The 18,099-nt window shown below is 45.1% G+C and carries 17 protein-coding genes; 15 read left to right on the top strand and 2 right to left on the bottom strand.

What is annotated here, in order from left to right; all coding sequences use genetic code 11:
• Positions 1-23: 23 nt before the first annotated feature.
• The 14 genes from EU557_RS04290 (at position 24) to EU557_RS04225 (ending at position 14,657) form a co-directional block, all read left to right on the top strand.
• Positions 24-1,373 (top strand): UDP-glucose dehydrogenase family protein, encoded by a 1,350-nt coding sequence (locus tag EU557_RS04290; RefSeq protein ID WP_135529161.1) that lies wholly within the window; start codon positions 24-26, stop codon positions 1,371-1,373.
• Positions 1,374-1,423: 50 nt separating this feature from the next.
• The gene (locus EU557_RS04285; RefSeq protein WP_135529160.1) at positions 1,424-2,410 is read left to right on the top strand and encodes a UDP-glucuronic acid decarboxylase family protein; all 987 of its coding nucleotides are present in this window, start codon (positions 1,424-1,426) and stop codon (positions 2,408-2,410) included.
• An 88-nt stretch (positions 2,411-2,498) separates the two neighbouring features.
• Positions 2,499-2,894: a sugar 3,4-ketoisomerase gene (locus tag EU557_RS04280; RefSeq protein ID WP_135529159.1), complete on the top strand. Its 396-nt coding sequence runs from the start codon at positions 2,499-2,501 to the stop codon at positions 2,892-2,894.
• A gap of 62 nt (positions 2,895-2,956) precedes the next feature.
• Complete coding sequence (locus EU557_RS04275; RefSeq protein ID WP_135529158.1) at positions 2,957-3,817, top strand: GNAT family protein; 861 nt, start codon at positions 2,957-2,959, stop codon at positions 3,815-3,817.
• Between the two features lie 64 nt (positions 3,818-3,881).
• Complete coding sequence (locus tag EU557_RS04270) at positions 3,882-4,856, top strand: glycosyltransferase family 2 protein (protein ID WP_135529157.1); 975 nt, start codon at positions 3,882-3,884, stop codon at positions 4,854-4,856.
• Complete coding sequence (locus EU557_RS04265; protein ID WP_135529156.1) at positions 4,853-5,965, top strand: DegT/DnrJ/EryC1/StrS family aminotransferase; 1,113 nt, start codon at positions 4,853-4,855, stop codon at positions 5,963-5,965. The genes EU557_RS04270 and EU557_RS04265 overlap by 4 nt, the downstream gene beginning before the upstream one ends.
• A 177-nt stretch (positions 5,966-6,142) precedes the next feature.
• Positions 6,143-6,913: a glucose-1-phosphate cytidylyltransferase gene (gene rfbF / locus EU557_RS04260; protein ID WP_135529155.1), complete on the top strand. Its 771-nt coding sequence runs from the start codon at positions 6,143-6,145 to the stop codon at positions 6,911-6,913.
• Between the two features lie 2 nt (positions 6,914-6,915).
• Positions 6,916-7,989, top strand: a complete 1,074-nt coding sequence (rfbG, locus tag EU557_RS04255; RefSeq protein WP_135529154.1) for a CDP-glucose 4,6-dehydratase — start codon at positions 6,916-6,918, stop codon at positions 7,987-7,989.
• The gene (locus EU557_RS04250; protein ID WP_135529153.1) at positions 7,986-8,900 is read left to right on the top strand and encodes an NAD-dependent epimerase/dehydratase family protein; all 915 of its coding nucleotides are present in this window, start codon (positions 7,986-7,988) and stop codon (positions 8,898-8,900) included. Before rfbG ends, EU557_RS04250 begins: the two co-directional genes overlap by 4 nt.
• A 64-nt stretch (positions 8,901-8,964) precedes the next feature.
• Positions 8,965-10,287, top strand: a complete 1,323-nt coding sequence (gene rfbH / locus EU557_RS04245) for a lipopolysaccharide biosynthesis protein RfbH (protein WP_135529152.1) — start codon at positions 8,965-8,967, stop codon at positions 10,285-10,287.
• 7 nt (positions 10,288-10,294) lie between these two features.
• Positions 10,295-11,653, top strand: coding sequence for a protoporphyrinogen/coproporphyrinogen oxidase (locus EU557_RS04240; RefSeq protein ID WP_135529151.1), 1,359 nt, complete (start codon positions 10,295-10,297; stop codon positions 11,651-11,653).
• A gap of 9 nt (positions 11,654-11,662) precedes the next feature.
• Positions 11,663-12,562 (top strand): glycosyltransferase, encoded by a 900-nt coding sequence (locus EU557_RS04235; RefSeq protein WP_135529150.1) that lies wholly within the window; start codon positions 11,663-11,665, stop codon positions 12,560-12,562.
• Between the two features lie 26 nt (positions 12,563-12,588).
• Positions 12,589-13,824, top strand: a complete 1,236-nt coding sequence (locus EU557_RS04230) for a glycosyltransferase family 4 protein (RefSeq protein WP_135529149.1) — start codon at positions 12,589-12,591, stop codon at positions 13,822-13,824.
• Positions 13,825-13,850: 26 nt separating this feature from the next.
• Complete coding sequence (locus EU557_RS04225; protein ID WP_135529148.1) at positions 13,851-14,657, top strand: glycosyltransferase; 807 nt, start codon at positions 13,851-13,853, stop codon at positions 14,655-14,657.
• A gap of 449 nt (positions 14,658-15,106) precedes the next feature.
• Here the strand turns inward: EU557_RS04225 and EU557_RS04220 are convergent, their stop codons facing one another.
• Complete coding sequence (locus EU557_RS04220; RefSeq protein WP_135529147.1) at positions 15,107-15,961, bottom strand: glycosyltransferase; 855 nt, start codon at positions 15,959-15,961, stop codon at positions 15,107-15,109.
• Positions 15,962-16,428: 467 nt separating this feature from the next.
• Positions 16,429-16,605, bottom strand: coding sequence for a hypothetical protein (locus tag EU557_RS25685; RefSeq protein ID WP_210115975.1), 177 nt, complete (start codon positions 16,603-16,605; stop codon positions 16,429-16,431).
• A 442-nt stretch (positions 16,606-17,047) separates the two neighbouring features.
• On the opposite strand from EU557_RS25685, the gene EU557_RS04215 reads away from it, so the two are divergent.
• The gene (locus EU557_RS04215) at positions 17,048-17,992 is read left to right on the top strand and encodes a glycosyltransferase family 2 protein (protein WP_135529146.1); all 945 of its coding nucleotides are present in this window, start codon (positions 17,048-17,050) and stop codon (positions 17,990-17,992) included.
• Positions 17,993-18,099 lie beyond the last annotated feature (107 nt).

The following is an 18,099-nucleotide window of genomic DNA, read 5'->3' as shown; positions in this document are numbered from 1 at the left end:
CCTTTCTCATATTTCCCTTTCATATGAAAATTGCAGTAGTAGGTACCGGGTATGTAGGTCTTGTCACAGGCACATGCTTCGCAGAAGTTGGCATCGATGTAACATGCATTGATATTGACCAGAAAAAAATTGACAACCTCCACAAAGGCATTCTGCCCATTTACGAGCCGGGCTTGGAGGAAATGGTTTCTCGCAACGTCGCGGCAAACCGGTTACACTTTTCTACCAATATTGGTGAGGCTATCAAAGATTGTGATGTTGCATTCATTGCTGTTGGCACTCCTCCCGGCGAAGATGGATCTGCTGATCTAAAATATGTACTGGCTGTAGCCCGTAGCATTGGTGAGAATATGACCAACTACGCAGTTATTGTAACCAAGAGCACAGTGCCTGTTGGTACGGCGGCTAAGGTGCGTAAGGAAATAGAAACAGCTTTAGCTAAGCGTGGTGAAGACATTGAGTTTGATGTGGCTTCCAACCCAGAGTTCCTGAAAGAAGGTGCTGCTATTGACGACTTCCTAAAGCCTGACCGTATTGTAATTGGTGTTGCATCTGAGCGGGCAGAGGAAATGATGAGCCGCTTATACAAGCCATTTCTGCTGAATGGTCATCCTATTATCTTCATGGATATTCCTTCCGCGGAGATGACCAAGTATGCTGCCAACTCGATGCTGGCAACCAAGATTTCGTTCATGAACGACATTGCCAATCTGTGCGAGATTATGGGGGCCGACGTGAACATGGTGCGCAAAGGCATTGGCTCAGATGCCCGCATTGGCACCAAGTTTATCTACCCTGGTATAGGATATGGCGGCTCGTGCTTTCCTAAGGATGTAAAAGCGCTAATTAAAACAGCGTCTGAGAATGGCTACAAAATGCAAGTCTTGCAGGCCGTAGAGGGCGTAAATGAGGCGCAGAAAGAAGTGCTGTTCAGCAAGGTAAAGAAACACTTTGGATCGGAGTTGAAAGGCAAGAAAATGGCCATTTGGGGCCTTTCCTTCAAACCCAAGACAGACGACATGCGCGAGGCTCCTTCCTTGGTAATTATAGAAAAGTTGTTGGCTGAAGGCTGCACAGTTTCGGCTTACGATCCGGTCGCAATGCCCGAAGCAAAGCATACGCTTGGTGACAGCATTACCTACGCAAAAGATCAGTTCGACGCTCTCGTTGATGCTGATGCTTTGCTTGTCGTAACTGAATGGCCGGAGTTCCGCTCACCTTCATTTGAGGTAGTAGGGCGTTTACTTAAGCAAAAAGTGATCTTTGATGGTCGTAATATCTATGACCCGGCGGAAATGAAGGAAGCCGGCTTTGCTTACCATTGCATTGGTATCCGTACAGCCCATCATGAGCCGGCTTTGAAAGAAGCATAAGCCTTCTGTTAAGCTGTACACAAAGCCGTCAACTTTCTAATCTACCTACTATGTCTGATAAAAAACGCGTACTGATTACTGGTGGAGCGGGGTTCTTAGGATCTCACCTCTGCGACCGGTTTCTGGCCGAAGGATACCATGTCATTGCCATGGATAACCTCATTACTGGTGACTTGGCTAATATCGAGCACCTGTTCGGTAAAGAGGACTTCGAGTTTCACCACGCCGACGTATCCAAATTTGTTTTCGTGCCTGGTAAGCTGGATTATATCCTCCATTTTGCTTCGCCAGCATCGCCTATTGATTACCTTAAGATCCCAATTCAGACGCTGAAAGTAGGTTCTTTGGGTACGCACAACTTGCTAGGCCTAGCTCGCGTGAAAGGAGCTCGTATGCTGATTGCCAGCACTTCTGAAGTATATGGAGATCCTGAAATTCACCCTCAGGTAGAGGAATATTTTGGCAACGTAAACCCCGTTGGTCCTCGCGGTTGCTATGATGAGGCTAAGCGTTTCCAGGAGGCTATTACAATGGCCTACCATAACCACCATGGTCTAGAAACGCGCATCGTACGCATCTTTAACACCTATGGTCCACGGATGCGCCTCAACGACGGTCGCGTATTGCCAGCATTCCTTTCGCAGGCCTTGCGCGGCGAAAATCTGACGGTGTTTGGTGACGGCTCACAAACTCGTTCATTCTGTTACGTTGATGACCTCATTGAGGGTATTTATCGGTTATTGCTGAGCGATTATCCATTGCCTGTGAACATTGGCAACCCCGATGAAATCACCATTAAAGAGTTCGGTGAGGAAATTGCCAACCTGATGGGCGTGGAGTTTAAACCTACTTACCAGGAACTTCCCCAGAATGACCCAATGAAACGCAAGCCGGATATCACTAAGGCTAAGGAAATTTTGGGCTGGGAGCCTCAAGTAGGTCGGGCTGAAGGCCTGCGCCGGACGCTGGAATACTTTAAAGAGCATGTGCAGGGCGTTACCGCCGGGCAGGTGAATAATACCCCACGTTCCTTCTAAGCCACTAAAAACGTGTAGTAAAAAGCCGGCTGCCTCAGGCAGCCGGCTTTTTACGTTCTTTGAGGGTAAGAACAACACGCTGTAGTGCATGACTAAGCCGTATCTACTTGATTTTCCTAAGGTGGGCGCCCCTGATATTGGTTATATATCGGTAGGGGAAGTAGTGGCTTCCATTCCATTTGAGGTGAAGCGAGTTTTTTGGACGTATCATACGCCCGAAAGCATTGTGCGCGGACGCCATGCTCATCACCAAACTGCGCAGGTGCTAGTTGCCGTATCGGGGCGCATTATAGTGATGACGGAACTGCGTGACGGCGAGATACAAACCTTTGTGCTAGAGAGACCCGATCAGGGAGTGTATATTCCACCTTACTGCTGGCATACCATGCAGTACTCGCACACGGCAGTACAGCTGGCACTAGCCTCTACCTTATATGATGCCACTGACTACATCCGCGACTACTCCGAATTCAAACAAGCATGACCACCAGGGAATGGCTACTAAATGAGAGGGCAGCGCTACTGCCCTTTTATTCTCCGTACCACATGTTGCAGCAACTGCCAGATCCGACGGCTTCTTGGCAGTTGGAGCGTACTCAACTTCTACAGTTTGGAAGTGGTGTAGATGAGCATTGTTGGTACAGCGAAAACGGTTGCTGCTTCTTGTATACTGACCTGCGTTGGGACTCTGCCTTCTTCAAACGACCTATGGCTAAGCTCCGAGCTATCTTATTTGATAGCGCCAGAAATCTACGTGCTGCTTGTCGGAGCTTTACTCGTCATCTTGCTTCTCTGGGCATTCAGCACTGCATAACAGAAATTCCTGCCGAAGATACGCAGGTGCTGCAGGCTCTAGGCCACTCAGAGTGGCTGTTAGTGGAAACCAGGCTGCAATATGTGCATGAACATCTGGCGGCACTTCCACCCGAGCGCTATGCAGTTAGATCAGCCATACCTCAAGAGCAGACATTGCTTAGTAGCATTGCCGCAGAGAATGCTAACCCCTTTGATCGATTTCATGCAGACCCATTCTTTTCTAAAGTAGAGGCCGATGCCTTTCTGGGGGCCTACGCAGCAGCTGCCGTGAATGGCTACTGCGATGATGTGCTAGTTCCTGATGAAATAGGAATTCCATTGGATAGTTTTATCACCGTAAATTATCAGCAAGTACATACCGCCACGTTAGGCCTAAAAATAGGACGCCCGGTAGTTATGGCGGTAGGGCCTCAGAACAGAGGGTGGAGCCGCAAACTGCTGGCCGAAGCATTGCATAGAGCACACGAGCATGGGGTAGAGGCTATAGTTTCTACTACACAGGCTACTAACAAAGCAATTATTCGCAACAAAGAAAAGTTAGGGTTTCGTTTAGCTGCCGTAACGCACATTCTTAGTTGGTCTGGCCGCTGAATAAGCTTCTTTGAGGCTATAAGGTGCCGGTTAAGCAAATTGTATTGCTGCGTATCTTGCCAGCATGCCCAAGATTTCTCTCATTATTCCCTGTTACTTCAATGAGTCAAATATTCCGGTAACAGGAGCAGAGTTAATTGCAAATGAAGCGCGGTTTCCCGCAGAAGTTAACTTCGAGTATGTTTTTATAGACGATAGCTCTGGCGACAAGACAGTGGAAGCGCTGCACCACTTACGCAGCCTCTACCCCGACCGGGTATGCGTAGTGGAGTTAGCCGGTAACGTAGGAGCACATAATGCCGTGGTAGCTGGCCTAGAACATGCCACTGGAGACTGTATAGCTGTATTGGCCGCCGATTTACAAGATCCACTATCCTTGCTGGTCGAGATGTACGGCTACTGGCGGCAAGGCATACGACTCGTGATTGGTAACCGGCAAGATCGGCCAGAAACGGGGGTGCAGCGTTTCTTGGCAGCTACCTTTCACTGGCTTATGAAACGCTTTGCTCTGCCGAACATTCCCTCTGGAGGCTTTGACTTTGCATTGTTTGACCGGCAGGTGGCAGTGGAAGTCTTAAAAATGCAGGAGCGCAACAGTAATATATTCTACCTAATGCTGTGGCTAGGCTACCCGTACGTAAGCATCCCATATGTGCGCCGCCCACGCCAGCTAGGCCACTCACGCTGGACGCTGGCGAAGCGGATCAAGCTGTTCGTTGACTCCTTTGTATCCTTCTCATTTCTGCCTATTCGGCTGATATCAACAGCGGGTATGCTTCTGGGTACACTGGCACTGCTCTATGGCACGTATATTATCATCCTGCGCCTGCTAGGTTCATCAGAACCCACTGGTTGGTCGTCGCTCATGGTGGTGCTGCTATTCGTTTCTGCGTTTCAGATGCTGGCGCTCGGTATCATTGGCGAGTACGTCTGGCGGGGCCTTGATGCTGCCCGCAACCGGCCACTGTATGTGGTTAAGGAAGTGGCCGAGCCAAAGCCTTCAACTGCTCGAAGTACAACGTCAGCTGACTCGCTATGAAAATTCCTTTTCTCTCTTTCACTGGTCAACATGATCCTATTCGAGCTGAGATTTTAGCAGCCATGGCTCGAGTATACGATAGTCACTGGTATGTGCTAGGGGAGGAGGTAAAGCAATTCGAGCAAGAATACGCGGCCTTTAATTCTGTGGCATATGTACTAGGGGTAGCAACTGGGCTTGATGCACTGCACCTATCTCTGCGTGCGTTAGGCATCGGGCCCGGTGATGAAGTATTGGTTCCAAGCAATACTTACATAGCTTCATGGCTGGCTATATCTTATGTGGGCGCTACAATTGTACCCGTCGAGCCCCGGTTACTTACCGCCAACATGGATCCAGATAAATTGCGGATGGCAATTACTGGTCGCTCCCGTGCTATCATGCCAGTGCACTTATATGGGCAAGCCTGCGAGATGAAAGCTATTATGGAGGTGGCGCACCAGTATCAGCTGGCAGTAGTAGAAGATAACGCGCAAGCCCAGGGTGCTACCTATCAAGACAAGCTTACCGGAAGTTTTGGACATATGAATGCTACTAGCTTTTATCCCGGTAAAAACTTGGGTGCTCTAGGGGATGCTGGTGCCATAACAACTAATGATAGAAGTCTTGCTCAGCATCTAACCAAACTGCGTAATTATGGATCCGGTCAGAAATACCACAACGAGCTTGTAGGATACAACTCGCGGCTGGACGAGTTGCAGGCAGCCGTATTACGAGTCAAGCTACCGTATTTGGCCTGCTGGACTGAGCAACGCCAACAAGTTGCAGCGTGGTATTCTAAAATATTAATGGATGTAGCCGATCTCGTGCTACCACAAATAGCACCCGGAAGTACACATGTGTACCATGTGTACGTAGTGCGGAGCACTCGCCGTGATGCGCTGCAACAATACTTGGCTGAGAAAGGAATAGAAACGCTTATTCATTATCCAATTCCTCCGCATTTGCAGCCAGCCTATCAAGCGTTAGGATTTCACGAGGGGCAGTTCCCGATTGCCGAAGAACTGGCCCGCACTAGCTTAAGTCTTCCTCTATGGCCCGGAATGACGTTTGAGCAGGTAACTTTTATTTGTGCTTGTATAAAGCAGTTTTTTGCTACTACTCATTAAACTTCTATGCCTATAGTAAAGGCCCTTTTAGCAAGCCAGAGTCTACTGTCTATGGCTGCCTACCTGACTGCAGTAAACTGCTAACATGAGAATAGCTAGCTTTGTAGCTTAAACTAGAATAATGCTGCTCCTCTGACAAGGCGTAGTTAATAGATAAACTTTATTCAAATTCCTCCTGTGAAAGTTGTGATTCTTGCTGGTGGCCTAGGTACTCGCCTTTCCGAAGAAACAGTGCTCAAGCCTAAACCAATGGTAGAAATTGGTGATATGCCCATTCTTTGGCATATCATGAAAATCTATTCAGCACATGGCTTTAATGACTTCGTTATCTGTCTCGGGTATAAGGGCTATGTTATCAAAGAATACTTTGCCAACTACTTCCTGCACAAGTCAGACGTAACGATCAACCTGAAGGAGAATTCATTACAGGTACATGATAGCTTTGCAGAACCTTGGAACATCACGCTGGTAGATACTGGCCTAGAAACCATGACGGGCGGCCGTATTAAGCGGGTGAAGCAGCACATCGGCAACGAAACCTTCTTTCTAACCTACGGCGACGGGGTGTCGAATGTAAATATCAAAGAGTCGCTGCAGTACCACCAGCAAAGCGGAAAGCTCTGTACCGTTACGGCTGTGCAGCCCAGTGGCCGCTTCGGGGCCCTGAATTTTGGTGAGCAAGACCAGGTAACCTCCTTTACGGAGAAGCCCAAGGGCGACGGCGCCTGGATCAACGGCGGCTTCTTCGTGTGTGAGCCGGGCGTAATTGACTACATCGAGAATGACGCGACTATTTGGGAGCGGGAGCCACTGGAGCACATTGCCGCCGATGGACAGATGCAGGCCTACAAGCACCACGGCTTCTGGAAGCCCATGGACACGCTCCGCGATAAAGTAGAGTTGGAAACCGACTTGCGGAACGGAGTAGCCCAGTGGAAAACGTGGTAAGGATGGATTTACAAACTACTTATCAAGGCAAAAAGGTATTTCTGACCGGCCACACTGGTTTTAAAGGGGCGTGGCTGTTGCAGTGGTTACACTTGCTCGGGGCCCAGGTGAAAGGCTATGCCTTGGCTCCTGAGCAGCCGGAAGACCTGTATAATCTGATTCAAGGGGACACACTCTGCGAATCAGTCCTTGCCGACCTGCGCGACCATAAAAGGCTAGAGCAGGAAATTGTAGCGTTTCAGCCTGATTTCATCTTCCATCTGGCCGCTCAGCCCCTGGTACGGCTGTCCTACGAGATTCCGGCCGAAACCTTTGCCGTAAATGCCATTGGCACGGCGTACGTGCTCGATGCCGTGCGTAAACTGGAGAAACCCTGCACCATTGTTCTCATCACCACCGACAAGGTGTACGAGAATAAGGAGTGGGTATATCCCTACCGCGAAACTGACCGCCTAGGCGGCTACGACCCCTATAGCGCCAGCAAAGCCTGCGCGGAACTGGTCATTAATTCTTACATCCAGTCGTTTTTTAACCCGGCCGCTTATGAGCAGCACCGCAAAGGTATTGCAGTAGGAAGGGCCGGAAACGTAATCGGTGGCGGCGACTGGGCCAAGGACCGCATTATTCCGGATATCGTGCGGGCGCTACGGGCCGAGCAGCCCGTGACAGTGCGTAATCCGAAAGCTGTGCGGCCCTGGCAGCACGTGCTAGAACCCCTAAGCGGTTATCTGTTGCTCGGTGCCAAGCTTGCCGCCGAACCACTCAGCTATGGAGGTGCTTGGAATTTCGGGCCTTATGCAGAGGATAATAAGACGGTGGGTGACGTAGTTGAAACAGCTGTTTCTATATGGGGTAGCGGTAGCTATGTGTCGCCACCTTTAGTTAACCAGCCGCATGAAGCAGGGCTCTTAAAGCTTGACATCAGCAAGGCAACTAGCGAACTACGTTGGTTGCCTAAGTATACGTCAAAGGAGGCTATTTCAGAAACCATTAATTGGTACAAGATTTTCTGTAATAATCCCTCAAATGCATCGGAGTACACAATAGAGGCCGTGCAACGTTATGCTTCACTATGAAGGTAGCCATCATAGGTTCTAACTCACTTCTGGCCTCTTACGTCATTGATGAGTTTTCCAAGGAAGAAAATTACCAACTCGTTCTTTTTGGCAAAGAAGCAAAAGATGACGAGCGAGATAATATTATATTTAATTTATTCCAATATCCTCAAATAAAGGTAGAGTTATCCTCTTTGCTTGACTGTGATGTAATTGTTTATTGTGCTGCTACTGGTGTTCAAGCAGGTGGTAAAGCCGATAGTGATATTATTTATGATGTGAATGCGTTTTACCCCATAAAAATACTTAATTATTTAAGCGAAAATGGTTTTTCAGGGAAGTGGGTCAGCTTTGGGTCTTACTTTGAGATAGGTGATACAAGTCAGGTTTCCCCTTTAAATGAAGAGCAGGTTTTGTCTAGTTATTTTAATATACCTAACCATTATTGCTCTTCTAAACGATTGCTTACGAAGTTTATAGTAAATAATATCTATAACGTAAAGGTATTTCATTTCGTGCTTCCAACTATTTACGGAGAGCGTGAGAATCCGAATCGACTCATTCCTTATATAATAAACTCTTTACAGAAGGGGCAGCCTATGAAGCTAAGCGCTGGTACTCAAATTAGACAATACTTGCACTGTGCAGATGTTGCATCAATGGTAAGGCTAATCGCTGAAAATGACTTGCCAATAGGTATCTATAATTTGGCAAATGAGGCGCCTATTCAGATTGCTACTTTAGTAAAGTATATATTTTCTATTTTCAACCGTGACGCTACTCCCTTTTTAGGTACAGCTAATACTCGGGATGAAAGCATGAAATATTTAGCTATTAGTTCTGAGAAAGCTTCTGCGCAAATACCAGAATGGAGGCCTTCCATAGGAATCGAAGAAGGTATTAGGAGATATATAGGCAGTTTGTCTAGTTAATTTGGTCTAAATAAAAAAGGTCTCTGTTGCTAATCGATGTTACAGGGAATAAAATTTTCACACCATGTACAAAAATTTTAGCGACGAGTTACAGCAGCTTTTAACGCAAAAAGCGGAGGCTAACACCACTAAAAAATTCATTCCCGGTCAGGATTACTTACCTGTCACTGGCAAAGTATTAGATGCAGAAGACCTTCTGTATGGCGTAGATGCTACGCTGGATGGTTGGCTCACTACCGGCCGCTTCGGTCCTAAGTTCGAGCAGAAGCTGGCGAAGTGGTTCGGCTGCAAGTCCTCTATTCTGGTCAACTCGGGTTCGTCGGCTAACCTGGTGGCGTTCTACACGCTCACGTCGCCCAAATTGGGCGACCGAGCTATTAAGCCCGGCGATGAGGTAATTACGGTGGCAGCGGGTTTCCCAACCACCGTAAACCCTATGATTCAGTTTGGCTGTGTGCCGGTGTTCGTAGACGTAGATATCCCGACTTACAACATCAAGCCTGAGCTGATTGAGCAAGCCGTAACGCCTAAAACCAAAGCCATCATGATTGCGCATACGCTGGGCAATCCGTTCAACCTCGACGAGGTAATGCGCGTGGCTCAGAAGTACAACCTATGGGTGATTGAGGACGACTGCGATTCTCTGGGCGCTACCTACAATGGCAAGAAAACAGGCACCTTCGGCGACCTGGCTACGCTCTCGTTCTACCCGGCCCACCATATCACGATGGGCGAGGGCGGCGCAGTACTGATCAACAATATCCGGTTGAAGATGCTGGCGGAAAGCTTCCGCGACTGGGGCCGCGACTGCTACTGTGAACCCGGTAAAGATAACACCTGCAACAAGCGTTTTTGCTGGCAGCTAGGCCAGTTGCCCTACGGCTACGACCATAAATACACGTACTCGCACATCGGCTTCAATTTGAAAGTGACCGATATGCAGGCCGCCATTGGCTTAAGCCAACTCAACAAAGCCGATCATTTCGTGCAGCGCCGTCGGGAGAACCACGCCATGCTGTACCAGAAGATGAAGCAGTTTGAAGAGCACTTCATCCTGCCCGAAGCCACACCCAACTCCGATCCGAGCTGGTTTGGCTTCTTGCTGACCATTCGGGAAAACAGCCCGATTGAGCGCCAAGATCTCATTCAGCACCTAGAGGACCACAAAATCGGGACGCGCTTGCTATTTGCGGGCAACCTGCTTCGCCAGCCGGCCTACCAAAACATTGAGCATCGAGTAGTAGGTGGCCTAGAAAACACCGACACGATCATGAACCGCTCGTTTTGGTTAGGAGTGTGGCCTGGCCTAGAAGAAGTACACTACGACTACATCGTGGAAGTGCTGGCTAAATACTTACAGACGGTCGGAGTAGGAGCAGCGAAGTAGAGATACGATGATTGTAATTCTTGGAGCTGGCCTAGCAGGGATAAGCGCTTCCTATCATATTGGACATGAGCGGTGTGTCGTATATGAGCAGAATACCTACGCGGGTGGACACATCCACAGTGAAATCCGAGATGGTTTCACCTGGGATGAAGGCCCGCACGTCTCATTTACAAAGCATGAGTACGTACGTAGCCTATTTGCTGACAGCACTGAGTATGTAGAGTACCCCGTATTCCCGGCTAACTACTACAAAGGCTCTTGGATACCGCATCCCGCTCAGACCAATCTGTACGCCGCTCCACAAGCTGTGAGAGAAGAGTGCGTCAGGGATTTCTTGGCGATGAGGGAGGCAACCGAAAAGGCGGAATTCGCTTCAGCTAACTACCAGGAGTGGCTGGAATTTGCATATGGCAAGACATTCGCGCAGCAATTCCCGGCTGCTTACACTAGAAAATACTGGACCACTGAGCCTTCTAACTTAACAACAGATTGGGTAGGTGGTAGAATGTACTTCCCGGCAGTAAGCGATGTGCTAGAAGGTGCTCAACACCCACTAGAAAAATCAACTCATTACATAACTACCGTTAGGTACCCTAAGCAGGGTGGGTATATTTCCTTTGCCCAAAAGATGCTAACAGGAGCAAATGTAGAGTATGGTAAAAAGGTGTCTTTTACCTCTTTTTCTGAAAGAGTAGTTCATTTTTCTGATGGTACTAGTATGCACTTCAATACGCTTGTTAGTACTATCCCTTTGCCAATACTAATTCAACAGAGCGATGCACCAGCAGAAATAAAACAGGCTGCTAGTGAACTAAGCTGCTCTTCTGTATTATTGGTAAATATCATTGCTAATCATCCAACCCAACGAAAAAATAATTGGATGTATGTTTATGATGAGGATAAATATAGCTCTCGCATAAATTTCACAGAGCTGTTATCTCCAGCTAACGGTGTTGAAGGGAAAACGGGTATTCAAGTTGAAGTGTATTTCTCGAAATACAAAACCGCCAAAGAAAGCCAGGAAGAAATAGCTGCAGCTGTCAGTAAAGAAATGGTCGAAATGGGGCTGGTAAAATCACTACAACATATAGATGCTGTGCATACCAAATGGTCGGCGTATGCGAATGTGATTTTCGATCATTCTCGAAGGGAAGCACTAAATACTATCTATACCTGGCTAGAACAGTTTGGCTTGGTAAGAGAGGATGGTGATTTAGAACCAATGGTGGACTGGAATGCCAAATTTGGTGAAGAAAAGTCAGCAAAGGATGGCAGCCTATTTTTAGCTGGTCGTTTTGGCCAATGGAATTACTTCTGGTCTGACGATTGTGTGTTAAGAGGGAAGTATTTAAGCACTGTAATTTAATCAGATTTTATGCCCAAGGTTTCGATAATAATTCCTACTTATAATAGAGCAGCATTTCTAAAGGAAGCTGTGGAAAGTATCTTGTCTCAAGATTTCCAAGATTTTAATATTGTTATAACTGATAACGCATCTTCTGATAACACCAAAGAGACTGTATTAGGATTTAAGTCTGATAAAATAATTTATCATAGGAATGATGAAAATCTTGGGGTTGTAAACAACCATAATAAAGCACTTGAGCTAGCTGATGGTGAGTATATAGCTATATTTAGTGATGATGATTTAATGTTTAAAGGAAGTTTAGCCAAAAGGGTGGCTGTATTGGATAATAACAAATCTGTTGTTCTTGTCCACTCAAATATTAAAATAATTGATGAAAATAATAAAATAGTAGATGAAAGTCATTGGGGGAAATCATATTCTAAAAATTGGGATAAATTTCATAAAAAAGATACTTTAATTAAGGGAGATGTGTACTTTAAAATATTGTATTATGAATGGAATGTGATTTCCATGCCTGCAGTTATGTTGCGTAGTTCAGTGATTAAAAAATCTGGTGTATTTGATATTAATACTAAGTATTTCTGTGATTGGGATATGTGGTTAAGAGTGTGCTTATATGGGGATGTGTATTATCTAAATGATTTTCTTGTTAATTACAGAGTGCACAACACGAATACTATTAAAGAGATAAATACAGAGATTAGTAAAAATGAACTTGCTTTAATTAAAAAGTCTCTCTTTGAAAAAAATGCCATTCGCCTCGAGAAAATGGGGGTTAATAAAGGTGAAATCAATAGTACAATAGATAAGCAGATTGCAACTTATCCTATTGCATATGTTGATAACTCAATAATATCTAGGGTAAGAAGGAAGTTAGGATCAATCTATAGAAGAATTCTACATTAAATTTTTACAGGCCAAAAGGAGGTTTCATGAGAATTGCATTCATAAGTTTTGAGTACCCACCAGATACTGCCGTAGGGGGCATTGCTACCTATGTTAATCAGGTGGCGAAGATGATGAAGAGTCGGGGGCACGATGTGGAGGTGTTTAGCGCATCGCCAACTCGTGCTGTATCCGAGGAATACGAAGGCCTGTTGGTTCACCGGATTCATACCAATAACACGCAGGCGTTTCCGAAGCTGGTGCTGCCGGTTTTTGAAGAGCGGCATCTCAAAGACAAATTTGATCTGATAGAATCGCCAGAGTATAAAGGCGACGGATATGAAATAAAGAGGCGTTTCTCAACCCTACCTATGGTAGTGAAATTGCATACGCCAACTCAATTCATCCATGAAATAAACTTCACGTACAACATTCTCTTATCTGGCTCTCAAAAGCTCAGATACATACTAGGAGGCCTACTAAGAGGAGAAATACGCCAACCTTACTGGAAGCAACATATCTGGAAAAAGGATATCAATGATATTGATTACCAGGTAACAGCTATTGCCGATCAAATTCATACGCCTTCCATTTCGCTTGGAGACCACGTGTCTGAAAAGTGGGGTATACCTAGAGAGAAAATATTCAACGTCCCTTACCCCTTTATACCTAATGAGAAGTTCCTAGAAATTCCAATTGCAGCGAATCCAGTCACTAAAAAAGTTACATTCATTGGGCGGCTAGAAATACGGAAGGGCTTGGTAGAATTGACCAAGGCCATTCCGTATGTATGCGAGGCTGTACCTGATGTTACATTCACCTTTGTTGGAAAGCCTATAGCATCCATTGTCCCAGGCATGATGATGGATGAGTACATCAAGAAGAACTTGCCAGGCTATGAAAGCAAGTTAGAGTTCACCCAAGCTATTGCCCCCGAAATTCCTAAGTTATTAGCCCAAGCCGACGTTTGCGTATTTCCGAGTATATGGGAGAACTTTCCTAATGTGTGCTTAGAAGCTATGAGTGCCGGTAGGGCCATTGTGGCAAGCAAGCAGGGAGGGATGTATGATATGCTCAGCTCACCCGAAGCAGGTTTACTAGTTGACCCTATGCAACCTCGTGAAATAGCAAATGCCATTATTAAGTTGCTAAAAGATCCTGAACTACGTACTAGCTTAGGAAAAGCTGCGCGTCATAAAGTGCTGCAAGCGTATAATCAAGAGAAGATAGGGGGGGTAATGGAAGGCTATTACAACCAATTAGTATTAAAAACAGCTAGATAATTGGGTTTTGCCTTTGCTTTTAAATCATGAGCTTCAACCGTGTGGTAGTTTCAATAATTATTCCATGTTACAACCATGGCGCCTACATTCAAGAGGCTATTTCGAGCATTGAGCAAAATGCCGGTGATCTTGCCTATGAAATAATAATCGTTGATGATGGATCAACAGATGAACTAACTAAAACAAAAATAAAAGAACTGGCAACTCAGAAGTACAAAGTTATTCAACAGCCCAATGCTGGCCTAGCCGCAGCGAGGAATAATGGTATAGCTTTAGCGAAAGGGAAATATATTCTTCCTTTAGATAGCGATAACAGGCTACATGCTAATTATCTCACTAAAGCTGTTGCTATATTGGATGATGACTCGTCTATAGACGTTGTTTATGGTAACTCTGTGTTTTTCGGTGAAAATGATGGCGTACGAAATGTTGGTAATAACTATGTTGGTGAATTTGATTTTAATCGTATGGTTGACTGCAACTATATTGATGCTTGTGCTATCTACAAGAAGTCAATGTGGGAAAAAGCAGGAGGCTATGATGGCAATATGCCTGCCATGGGGCATGAGGATTGGGAACTGTGGGTTAATATGTTCCTTTTAGGAGGAAGATTTTATTTTCTAGATGAATTATGCTTCTACTATAGAGTAACTATTGGTTCGATGTTAGTCACAAATGTCGATAATAAGCATGAGCTAAATAAAGAATATATTTATAAAAAACATAGCTATAAAATTGTTTCACATCTACTCCACGATTCTAATAAGTTTAACTATATCAATAAGCACAAGGCTAAAGCTATTGTTAAGCTGCTGTTAGGGCGTGGCTTGTAAATTACAGTCAATTTATGCTCTTGTAAAGTATAAATTGCAGGTAATTAAAATAGCGTAATTAAGTTCGCAGTATATGTTGTGGTATGCAATATTTACATTGTAAAATGCAGTATAAAAACATTGCGTTGTGTTACTTGTAAGGAGCATTGCGCAATGCTTTAGTATTGGTAGACTATTTATCGCGCTACCATATTTATTTGTAAATAGTAATAATTCTGCATTGATCGAACTACAATATAGACAGCCAAAAGAGTTGAGAGTGAACTTCTAGATATCTAGAAGTTCACTCTCAACTCTTTTGGCACCTGGAAGTCGTCATGTAAAGGCGTATTATTAATATAGAGACCTTACGCAGATAGGATGGAGTTGTCGTATATAATATAGTAATAAATGTTAATCGATATACTCTAGTGAGAATCTCATATCTGAAATTAAACTAATAATAAAGGTTATCTTTTTAAAAGCTGCTTAACATGATATAAACTGTCCTTTTTAAAGGGTTGTAGAAGGAAGAGATTATAAACATATTTCGCTATTACCTTTCGCTTTACGGAAACTTCCTTTAATCTGTATATAAATTTGATGTATAACGCCTCGTTGATGAGCTTCATTTCTTCTTCACTATACGTGGTTTTACCTAATGGTAATTCCTTGCTTCTCTTTTTATAGTACTTGAGAGCGTTCTTTACCCAGCTACTATTTAAGGTGCCATGAGAAAAGTGTTCTATTAGTATATCAAAAGTTACACACACTCTATGATTTTTATAAACTTCACTGCAAAAATCAACATCATAAAAATGAAATTCTGGGAAAGTTTTTTCATCAAAAGGGCTTTGCTGCCATATTCTGCGACGTGTGCAAATCCACACACCATCTAAAACTACTACATCAGAGAGTGATTCATTATTAGGATTCTTATAAAACTTTTCTTGAATAGTATCTTCTACAGTATGGGAAATATAAGTTCTGTTGTTGCTTTCTCCGGTTTCCCACCATGGGCAAGGTGCAACAGGCACGTAAGTGCTACCGGCTACTCCAATCGCCCCGATAGATTTATCTTGGAAAGTTCTCACTACGATAGTACCCCAGTTAGGGGTTAGAAACTTGATATCCTCGTGCATAAAGCAAAGAATATCATATTTGCTTTGTTCCGCTCCTGCATTGTACGCTGCACAAATTCCGTACTTGCCTTGACTATTGTCTATAGCAATGATCTCGTAAGGAACGCCAATGGTAGCTTCTACATCCTGGCTGACATCACTTAGAGTTTGCGGGTCACGTGAGCAGATTACTATTGATATCATGAGCAGGTTATGGCCTAAATGCCTTTGAGAAGGTCCAAAGATAAGTAAGCTATAGCTTTGCAGTACGAAGCAGTTTGATTAGACAAATACTAACCTGTCTTGGAACGTTTAAAAATCTTGTTCTATCAGTGATTTTATGCAACTGATCGAAAGAAGTAGTTGAGTAAAAAAGACAATATGAAGTATTGCCTTACTCTACTCATAATCAGTAAAATATTCCTAAGAGGCTTGTTGCAAATCCTCAAGAAAGATACGTCAGCTCTTTAAGCTGATTGTGTATGCTAAGCAGCCGCTGACACACTGCAAACAGACGTGGCCCATGCCCAGAGAATAATATCTGTCTTGCTCGGCCGCTGGCAGCGCCGGCCCTTAGCTGAGGCCGTGCTCCGCAGGGCGGAAAGTGACAAGATGAAGCGCGCTCGTGCGCCTAACTCAAATGCATGGATCAGGAGGAGAAAACGCCGTGACTATTTTCTCGCAGCTACCTCAATCATGAGCAGTGCCAGTTTATCGAGCAGGTTGCGGCCACCGCTGCTTTTTGCACCATTCCCTGCGCTATTGTTCATTAGCGCGATGGTCATCCGCGGCAGGTGGCGGACTGGTACCTCGCTAACAGATATCTTCGCGCTGACGTTCACAGCCATAGAGTAGGCCCTGACACTGCCGCCGTTATCCATCAGCAAGCCTAGTTGTCTACGCTAATCGCGGTAGTCAATACACCAGCCCAGTTTGCCGCGAACGCACATCTCAAAAGTGCCGGTGCTAGTTATCAATAGCCGGCTGTACCGCGGCGTATACTAACACCTAGGAGGCTGGTTGGAGCACGCTCAAAAGCGAATTGTAGCCCCACGGCGGCACCATTTGCTACTTCGAAGAAGCCCGATTGGAGTAGCCTACCATCTCGATACATACTTCAACCTCGACCGGCGACCCTCTGCTCCAACCTGCCGCTCACCGCACCAATTTGAGTACGACTTCCAGGTCAATATATCTTAACTTCCTGTCCGTTTTTACCGGACTACTCCAGAGTAAAGCATAGCAGTGTAACTTTGCTTATAATTTACGCAATCAGAGTTCATTGTTCTCATGTCTGTAGCTACGTTAAGTCTCATCATTGCTTCAAAAGACCGTAAAGCTATCCTGGCGGTTACTCTAGAAAGAGTTTACAGAGCCTTGAAAGGCATCGAAGCAGAGGTGCTTATTATTAATGATTCAAAGACAGAAAGCATTTCTCTTCCTAATGAATACAAAGATAAAGTTCGGGTAATTGACAATCCGAGAAGTGGTGTGGCTTCAGCCCGTAACCTTGGCGGTAAGCAAGCCGCCGCCGACTTGCTAGTATTCATGGATGACGATATGTGGATTAATGCAGATAACATCAAGGCCACTTTAGAGTTGCATCAACAGTACGCGCATCAGCCAAAGTGCTTTAACTTAAACTGGATATATCCGCCAGAGCTACAGGCGTATGTGCAGAGTACTCAATTTGGGCGTTATCTGCACTACTATGGTTTTGATTCTTTAAAAGGATGGTGTCGCGGATTACCTTGGGACGACCAACAATTGTTTGCGGCTACCGGGGTTACGAGCCAATATCTTGCTATTCGCAAAGCAGACTTCGAGCTAGTAGGCGGGTATAACGAGAACTTTCCTCATGCAGGATTTGAGGATCATGAATTTAGTCAACGGTTAGAAAAAAACCATATTCAGCCTTATATCTACCCTGCCAGCACAATGTATCATAATGAGGCTGATAGAATGAATGTTCAGGCTTGGTTATCTCGTCGGCAACGTGGAGGTGAAACGCGACGAGTAGCAGTTGAACTTGGTCATATCGAATTAGCATATCACTACGGGTTCTTGAAGTCGGGTGTATATACTACAACCGCAGTGTTGCGTCCACTCTTAATGAAGCTACTTACACTCATACCTAATAAACAAGCATTCGATCCTTTATACTTTCGAATTACTAATCTATTGCTGGGAACAGCCTTATACACGGGATACTACAAAGGTTCTCGCACTGAGTAGACCTCTGGAAGCATCTATCGCTAGGGTTTGCCTATCTTTGTGGTTCAAATCTTGAGAACTCTCGACTCAGGGCCACCATGTTCAGCTTGTAGCGAAAAAAGTGCCTA

Origin of the sequence: Hymenobacter wooponensis, from assembly GCF_004745865.1 — a bacterium.
Classification (GTDB): Bacteria; Bacteroidota; Bacteroidia; order Cytophagales; family Hymenobacteraceae; genus Hymenobacter; species Hymenobacter wooponensis.
This window is presented reverse-complemented; position numbering and strand designations above follow the sequence as displayed.

What these genes read in the sequence shown, in the direction of transcription:
- EU557_RS04290 (WP_135529161.1), top strand. Translation starts at nt 24, where the DNA reads ATGAAAATTGCAGTAGTAGGTACCGGGTATGTAGGTCTTGTCACAGGC.
- EU557_RS04285 (WP_135529160.1), top strand. Translation starts at nt 1,424, where the DNA reads ATGTCTGATAAAAAACGCGTACTGATTACTGGTGGAGCGGGGTTCTTA.
- EU557_RS04280 (WP_135529159.1), top strand. Translation starts at nt 2,499, where the DNA reads ATGACTAAGCCGTATCTACTTGATTTTCCTAAGGTGGGCGCCCCTGAT.
- EU557_RS04275 (WP_135529158.1), top strand. Translation starts at nt 2,957, where the DNA reads ATGTTGCAGCAACTGCCAGATCCGACGGCTTCTTGGCAGTTGGAGCGT.
- EU557_RS04270 (WP_135529157.1), top strand. Translation starts at nt 3,882, where the DNA reads ATGCCCAAGATTTCTCTCATTATTCCCTGTTACTTCAATGAGTCAAAT.
- EU557_RS04265 (WP_135529156.1), top strand. Translation starts at nt 4,853, where the DNA reads ATGAAAATTCCTTTTCTCTCTTTCACTGGTCAACATGATCCTATTCGA.
- rfbG (WP_135529154.1), top strand. Translation starts at nt 6,916, where the DNA reads ATGGATTTACAAACTACTTATCAAGGCAAAAAGGTATTTCTGACCGGC.
- EU557_RS04250 (WP_135529153.1), top strand. Translation starts at nt 7,986, where the DNA reads ATGAAGGTAGCCATCATAGGTTCTAACTCACTTCTGGCCTCTTACGTC.
- rfbH (WP_135529152.1), top strand. Translation starts at nt 8,965, where the DNA reads ATGTACAAAAATTTTAGCGACGAGTTACAGCAGCTTTTAACGCAAAAA.
- EU557_RS04240 (WP_135529151.1), top strand. Translation starts at nt 10,295, where the DNA reads ATGATTGTAATTCTTGGAGCTGGCCTAGCAGGGATAAGCGCTTCCTAT.
- EU557_RS04235 (WP_135529150.1), top strand. Translation starts at nt 11,663, where the DNA reads ATGCCCAAGGTTTCGATAATAATTCCTACTTATAATAGAGCAGCATTT.
- EU557_RS04230 (WP_135529149.1), top strand. Translation starts at nt 12,589, where the DNA reads ATGAGAATTGCATTCATAAGTTTTGAGTACCCACCAGATACTGCCGTA.
- EU557_RS04225 (WP_135529148.1), top strand. Translation starts at nt 13,851, where the DNA reads ATGAGCTTCAACCGTGTGGTAGTTTCAATAATTATTCCATGTTACAAC.
- EU557_RS04220 (WP_135529147.1), bottom strand. Translation starts at nt 15,961, where the DNA reads ATGATATCAATAGTAATCTGCTCACGTGACCCGCAAACTCTAAGTGAT.
- EU557_RS25685 (WP_210115975.1), bottom strand. Translation starts at nt 16,605, where the DNA reads ATGGCTGTGAACGTCAGCGCGAAGATATCTGTTAGCGAGGTACCAGTC.
- EU557_RS04215 (WP_135529146.1), top strand. Translation starts at nt 17,048, where the DNA reads ATGTCTGTAGCTACGTTAAGTCTCATCATTGCTTCAAAAGACCGTAAA.